This is a genomic window from Arthrobacter sp. I3 (genome assembly GCF_000520575.1).
GTDB lineage: Bacteria > Actinomycetota > Actinomycetes > Actinomycetales > Micrococcaceae > Arthrobacter > Arthrobacter humicola_A.
Map to the genome: position 1 here is coordinate 14,933 of NZ_KI914935.1, position 4,851 is coordinate 19,783.

The following is a 4,851-nucleotide window of genomic DNA, read 5'->3' on the forward strand; positions in this document are numbered from 1 at the left end:
ACACGGAAGGCTGAGTTATGGAAAACACGCTGAACGGACGCAAGGCCCTGGTCACCGGCGGCGCCGGCGGGATCGGCGCGGCGAGCGTCCGGGCCCTGGCTGCACGCGGGGCCAAGGTGGTGATCGCGGATATGGACGAGGCCGCAGCCGCCGCGCTCGCCGACGAGGTCGGCGGCACCGCGTGGGCCGTCAACCTGCTCGACGTCGAATCCCTCCAGACGCTCAGCCTGGACTGCGACATCCTGGTGAACAACGCCGGAATCCAGCGCATCAGCCCCATCGAGGAGTTCGATCCGGCCGACTTCCGCCGCATCATCACCCTCATGCTGGAGGCCCCGTTCCTGCTGATCCGGGCCGCGTTGCCGCACATGTACGCCAACAACTTCGGCCGCATCATCAACCTGTCCTCCGTGCACGGGCTCCGGGCTTCGCCGTTCAAGAGCGCCTACGTCTCGGCCAAGCACGGGCTCGAGGGCCTGAGCAAGGTAACGGCCCTCGAAGGCGGGGCGCACGGGGTCACCTCCAACTGCATCAACCCCGGCTACGTCCGCACACCCCTGGTTGAATCGCAGATCGCGGACCAGGCCAAGGTGCACGGCATCCCGGAGTCCGAGGTGCTCGCCAAGATCATGCTGACCGAATCAGCGGTCAAGCGGCTCGTGGAGCCCGAGGAAGTGGCGTCCCTGGTGGCGTGGCTGGCATCCGACGACGCCGGCATGGTCACCGGCGCCAGCTACACGATGGACGGCGGCTGGTCCGCGCGGTAGCCCGGGCCAGGCTGCCGTGCGGGCGGCACGGACGTGTTCCGCGTGCTCGCTCGTTCCTCCCCGCCGTCTCCCTGGCCTCGCAAGCTCGGCCAAGGAACCCGAACGGCGTGGGCCCTGCTTGGACGAACGCTTCCACATGCCCGCCGCCGCCCGCTTCCATCTGCTGGGCGACAGGAATCCGCTAGTTCTTGTTGCCCACCAGGGCCAGGGTGCCGCCCAGCCCGATCATCATCACGCCGCCGGTGGTGCTGAGAGCGGCGATCCGCCGGGGGGAGCGCGCAAACCAGTGCCGGGCTGTCCCGGCCGCGAGGGACCACGTGCTGTCCGAGACCAGGGCAATGAGCAGGAAGGCCGCACCCAAGGTGGCGAGCTGCACGGGAATCGCTCCGGCCGAGTAGTCCACGAACTGGGGAAGCACGGCCACGAAAAACACAATCGACTTGGGGTTGGTCGCACCGACGATGAAGCCCTCCCGGAGCACGCGGGCGGTCGAGGCCGGGTTCGAGGACGACGCCGCCGCCGCGCCGCCGCCGCGGTGCCGGATCGCCTGGATCCCGAGGTAGACCAGATAGGCGGCGCCGGCGAATTTCACCACGCTGAACAGCAGCAGGGACTGGGCCAGCACCACGCCGACGCCCAGGGCCACGGCGGCGATCTGCACCACCTCTCCGGCCGCGTTTCCCAGGACGCTCAACAGCCCGCCCCTGCGTCCCAGGGCCAGCGTCCGTCCGATCACGAACAGCACGCTGGGCCCCGGGATGGCGATGAGCACGAGGGCGGCAAGGGCAAAGGCCAAGAGGTTGGTGGCGGGGACCATGCCTGATCCTAACCCCGTGGGGGCACCCCCGGGAGCGTCTTAATCCCTTGGGGGCGAGGCACTATCACCGCCCGGCGGGAACCTGCGTGAGCTGGGCGGTTTCGTCGACCAGTTCCGCCCGCGCCCGGCCGTGGCCGCGGACCCAGAGGCGGTAAGCGAGTACCAGGACGCCCAGCCAGGCGGCGCCCACGTACAGCGCCACCCGGGTGTCCTCGAAGGCGCCGAGAATCACGATCACCAGGGCCATGAACGCGATGGTCAGTATGGAGGCGGCGGGCCACCACGGTGACGGGAACTCCGACGCCGGCAGGGACTTGCGGGCGATCTCGCGTTTCATGGCGACATGCGAGGCCAGGATCATGGCCCAGACCCACACGGTCGCGAAGGTGGCGATCGAGGCGATCAGCAGGAAGACGTCTTCCGGGATCACGGCGTTCAGCACCACCCCCACCAGCAGGATGCCGGTCATCATCACCACGGTCATCCACGGCACCCCGTGACGGGAAACCTTGCCGAAGCTCGCCGGTGCGTGGCCCTGCCGGGCCAGGCCGAAGAGGATCCGGCCGGCGCCGAAGATGTCGCTGTTGACTGCCGAGAGCGCCGCCGTGATCACCACGGCGTTGAGGATGTGGGGTGCGGCCGGGATGCCCAGGCCGCTGAAGATCTGCACGAACGGGCTGCCGTTGCTGCCAATTTCGTCCCACGGGAACAGGCTCATCAGCACGCCGAGGGTCAGCACATAGAACAGCAGGACCCGGACGGGCACGGTGTTGACGGCCTTGGGGATGACCTTTTTCGGATCGGCGGCCTCACCTGCGGTGATGCCGAGGGTCTCCACGCCGCCAAACGCGAACATCACCACGGCGAAGGAGGCAAGGAGTCCTTCGAACCCGTTGGGGAACAGGCCTCCGTGGTCCACGAGGTTGCCGAGCCCTGGTGCCACGGTGGCGCCGCCGGCCTGGAAGCCGAAGACGATGATCGCCGCCCCGCCCGCGATCATGGCGATGATGGCCGCCACCTTGATCAGGGAGAACCAGAATTCCAGCTCGCCGAACACCTTGACGCTGAGCAGGTTCAGGGCAGCCAGGAAGAAGATGATGGCCAGGATCCAGACCCAGCGCTCCACTCCGGGGAACCAGAATCCCATGTAGATGCTGAACGCCGTGACATCCGCGATGGCCACGATCGCCATCTCAAAGACATAGGTCCAGCCCGTCACAAACCCGGCCAGCGGTCCCAGGTAGCGGCTCGCGTACTGGCCGAAGGACCCGGACACCGGATGCCGCACCGCCATTTCGCCGAGGGCACGCATCACCATGAAGACCGCGGCGCCGCCGATCATGTAGGCCAGCAGGACGGCGGGCCCGGCCTTCTGGATGGCGGAGGCGGAGCCATAGAACAGTCCCGTGCCGATCGCCGAGCCCAGCGCCATGAAGCGGATGTGGCGGACGTTGAGTCCCCGGCTGAGTACGGAGTCGACGGCTGCGCCGACGGCGGTGGCAGCGCTGCCGGTGCCGGCCTCGGCAGGAGCCGCCTTCGTGGCGGTTTGGGCTTGTTGCATGCGAATACCTTCTCGTCATTGGGAGGGGGATCGCCATCCAGCAGACCACGTCCGGTCTTGCTGTGAGGAGTCTCACGGGAACTTCGTGTCTTTGATTTCAGACTGTGCGGCGCCCCCTCTGCCGGGATTCCCCACCTATGGCAGCGCCCGACGGCGTGTGGTCCCGCGAAGGCGGCGCGTCCCGGCGTCGTGATTGCAAAGGTGGGGAAACTCCGCGCGGGGACCATGTGCGGAGTCGCGGCATGAGCGGCGCCCGCGCACGCCGCCGTCGAACTCAACCCTCAAGCGAGTCGAAAACTCTTGACACCATGTCAGGTTTTCTTTACTTTTGTGATGTCAGGTTTGTTTTACATTGCCTTGGGTGCGCTGGAGCGGCAGATGTCATTTGAAGAAAAGAGCGCCTGGATCATGGGGGTGCTCGCGGCCGCAACCTACGCCGTGTACCTCGCCGTCGTTTTTGGCCTGGCCTGCACCATGCCGCTCACGGAAGTGCCGTATGTGGCGCCGCTGCTGTGGACAGTCGGCGCCTCGATCGGCCTTTCGATCGTGCTTCACCTGGTGATCCGGGCCCTGTCCGCCAAGGACGCCGGCATGAAGGATCAGCGGGACAAGGAGATCTACCGCTTCGGCGAATACATCGGCCAGTCCTTCCTCGTCGTCGGGGCCGTGGCGGCGCTCCTCCTGGCCATGGCCGAGCTCGACCACTTCTGGATCGCCAACGTCATCTACCTGGCCTTCGTCCTGTCCGCGATCCTCGGATCCGTGGCCAAGGTGGTCGCCTATCGCAAAGGCTTCCAGCCGTGGTGAAGCCGACCCGGGTCACGAACTCCATCCGTCGCCTGCGTTTCGAAAACGGAGAGCTGACCCAGGCGGAGCTCGCCGACCGTATCGGCGTGACCCGCCAGACGGTCATCGCGATCGAACAGGGCCGGTACTCGCCGTCGCTTGAGCTGGCGTTCCACATTGCCCACGTCCTCAAAGTTCCCCTCGATGACGTCTTCCAATACCCCGACTTTGAAGGAGAAGCACCATGAAAGCGATCGTCCAGGATGTTTACGGTTCCGTTGAAGTGCTGGAACTGCGCGAGGTCGACGCCCCCGTGCCCGGCGACGACGATGTGCTGATCCGGGTCCGGGCAGCCGGTGTCGACCAGGGCGTCTGGCACCTCATGACGGGCCTTCCGTACCTGACCCGCGTGGTCGGCTACGGGCTCAGGAAACCGAAGACCCGCATCCGGGGCCGGGCCGTGGCCGGCCGGGTGGAGGCTGTCGGCCGGAATATTGTCGGCTTCCGGACCGGGGATGAGGTGTACGGCACCTGTGAGGGATCCTTCGCCGAATACGCGTGCGCAAAGGAAGGCCGGCTCGCGCTGAAGCCGAAAAACCTCAGCTTCGAACAGGCCGCCGCAGTCCCGATCTCGGCCGTCACTGCCCTGCAGGCGCTCCGGAACGCCGGCAGGATCCAGGCCGGGCAGGAGGTCCTCGTCATCGGCGCGGCCGGCGGTGTCGGCGCGTACGCGGTGCAGCTCGCCAAGGCGTTCGGTGCGCAGGTGACGGGGGTGTGCAGCACCGCGAAAACCGATCTGGTCCGCTCGATCGGCGCGGACCACGTCATCGACTACACACATGACGATTTCGCAGACGGATCCCGGCAATTCGACCTCATTGTGGACACCGCCGGCAACCGCCCGCTCACCGTCCTGCGGC

Annotated in this window: 6 protein-coding genes; 4 read left to right on the forward strand and 2 right to left on the reverse strand. The window is 66.9% G+C overall.

The genetic code is table 11. The features are described from left to right. Window positions 1-17: 17 nt before the first annotated feature. Entirely contained in the window at window positions 18-767 is a 750-nt protein-coding gene (locus Y706_RS0114405; RefSeq protein ID WP_028277131.1) for a 3-hydroxybutyrate dehydrogenase, read from the forward strand. 181 nt (window positions 768-948) lie between these two features. Here Y706_RS0114405 and Y706_RS0114410 read toward each other — a convergent pair whose 3' ends face one another. Together Y706_RS0114410 and Y706_RS0114415 are read right to left on the reverse strand one after the other, a co-directional pair. Then, complete coding sequence (locus tag Y706_RS0114410) at window positions 949-1,584, reverse strand: LysE family translocator (RefSeq protein WP_028277132.1); 636 nt, start codon at window positions 1,582-1,584, stop codon at window positions 949-951. A 64-nt stretch (window positions 1,585-1,648) separates the two neighbouring features. Then, window positions 1,649-3,145 carry an amino acid permease gene (locus tag Y706_RS0114415; protein ID WP_028277133.1) on the reverse strand — a complete coding sequence of 499 codons (1,497 nt, stop codon included), beginning with the start codon at window positions 3,143-3,145 and terminating at the stop codon, window positions 1,649-1,651. Window positions 3,146-3,478: 333 nt separating this feature from the next. Here Y706_RS0114415 and Y706_RS0114420 point away from each other — a divergent pair, with 333 nt between their 5' ends. The 3 genes from Y706_RS0114420 to Y706_RS25595 form a co-directional block, all read left to right on the forward strand. Next, entirely contained in the window at window positions 3,479-3,952 is a 474-nt protein-coding gene (locus tag Y706_RS0114420) for a hypothetical protein (protein ID WP_253906799.1), read from the forward strand. Beyond that, entirely contained in the window at window positions 3,946-4,179 is a 234-nt protein-coding gene (locus Y706_RS0114425) for a helix-turn-helix transcriptional regulator (protein WP_028277135.1), read from the forward strand. Before Y706_RS0114420 ends, Y706_RS0114425 begins: the two co-directional genes overlap by 7 nt. Beyond that, window positions 4,176-4,851 (forward strand): NAD(P)-dependent alcohol dehydrogenase (locus Y706_RS25595; protein WP_043436207.1); only part of this gene is annotated, 676 nt, incomplete at its 3' end. The genes Y706_RS0114425 and Y706_RS25595, both read left to right, overlap by 4 nt.